This window comes from Streptomyces sp. SID3343 (genome assembly GCF_009865215.1).
Lineage (GTDB): Bacteria > Actinomycetota > Actinomycetes > Streptomycetales > Streptomycetaceae > Embleya.
Genome location: NZ_WWJX01000073.1, coordinates 1 through 1,324, shown reverse-complemented (window position 1 = coordinate 1,324; position 1,324 = coordinate 1). Strand labels below are relative to the sequence as shown.

Below are 1,324 nucleotides of genomic sequence, written 5' to 3'. Positions count from 1 at the left end.
CGGCGCGGGTGCCGCCGTCCTGGAAGTACGCCTCGTGCAGGCCGGCGGCGACGACGCGCGAGGTCGCCTTCGGAGGCACCGGCGTGGTGTGCGTCGAGCAGCTGCCGCGCGTGGCCGGGGGCGAGGGGTTGGGTGACGCGGCGCATGCGGGGGTCGTCGGCGTCCTGGTTGAGCGTCACCTCGGTATCGACGTCGGCGCCCCGGCGTGGCTTGCGGTCCCGGGGTGGCTTGCGGCCCCGGGGTGGCTCTTGTTCGCCGCGGTCGTAGATCCCGTACAGGAGCCTGTAGACCTCGTCGGCGTCGGCGGGGCGTTTGTCGGGAGTTTTCGCGAGCAGCCGAGCGATCGGGTCGTCCAGGGGACGCGGGGCCTCCTTGCGCAGGGTGCTCGGGGGCGGAGGCTGTTCGTGGCGGTGTTGGTGGCCCAGTTGCCAGAAGTCCCGTCCGTCGAACGGTGGGCGGCCGGTGACCATCTCGTAGAGGACGCAGCCGAGCGAGTACAGGTCGGAGTGGTGGTCGAAGGTGCCGGTGAAGCATTCGGGGGCCATGTAGGTGGGGCTGCCGACGACCACGCCGGTGGCCGTGAGGTCGTGGTGCTGTTCGGGGCTCCTGCTGATGCCGAAGTCCACCAGTTTCACGTCGTCGCCCAGGATGATGTTCGAGGGCTTGATGTCCCGGTGGACCAGGCCCGCGCCGTGGGCGGCAGCCAGGGCTCGCACGACGAAGCAACCGGTTCCCAGCGCTTCCGGCAGGGGCATGGGGCCGTTCTCGAGCCTGGCACTGAGCGGCCGGCCGGGCAGCAGCTCCATCACGAGGTAGGAGTATCGCCACCCGTTCTCGTGGACGGCGTTGCCGAAATCGTGGACGGTCACGATGCCGGGATGTGCCAGGCCCCCGGCGACCGAGGCCTCGCGGTGGAACCGTGCCACCTGCTCGTCGGTGTTCGCGCCCAACAGGACCTTCACGGCGACCCATCGCCCGATCCTGGGGTCGTGCGCCTTCCAGACCTGTCCGAACCCGCCCGAGCCCACCAGTTCCACCAGCTGGTATCGGCCGTCCACCACGGTCCCTGGCCGCACAACTCCCCCTGGATGTCCGCGAAACGTTCGGATCGAGCGGTCACGCGCACTCACGCTACCGACAACAGCCGCTGATGACGGACGAGTTGGAGAACACCACACTCCTCGCCGGAGCAACCCGTGGAGCGAGACGTCGCTCGGCCCCGTCCGTGACCGATCTCCGACTTCTGCCGAAAGCACATCCGGCCCGCCGCGGTTCGTCCGTCACCAGTCGTGGACGGCCGGCGTCGCGAGGCGTTCCCGATGCG

At 69.9% G+C, this 1,324-nt stretch carries 1 protein-coding gene; it reads right to left on the bottom strand.

Translation table 11 applies throughout. The features are described from left to right. Window positions 1-1,058 (bottom strand): serine/threonine-protein kinase (locus GT354_RS02715; RefSeq protein WP_346011814.1); only part of this gene is annotated, 1,058 nt, incomplete at its 3' end. Window positions 1,059-1,324: the final 266 nt, after the last annotated feature.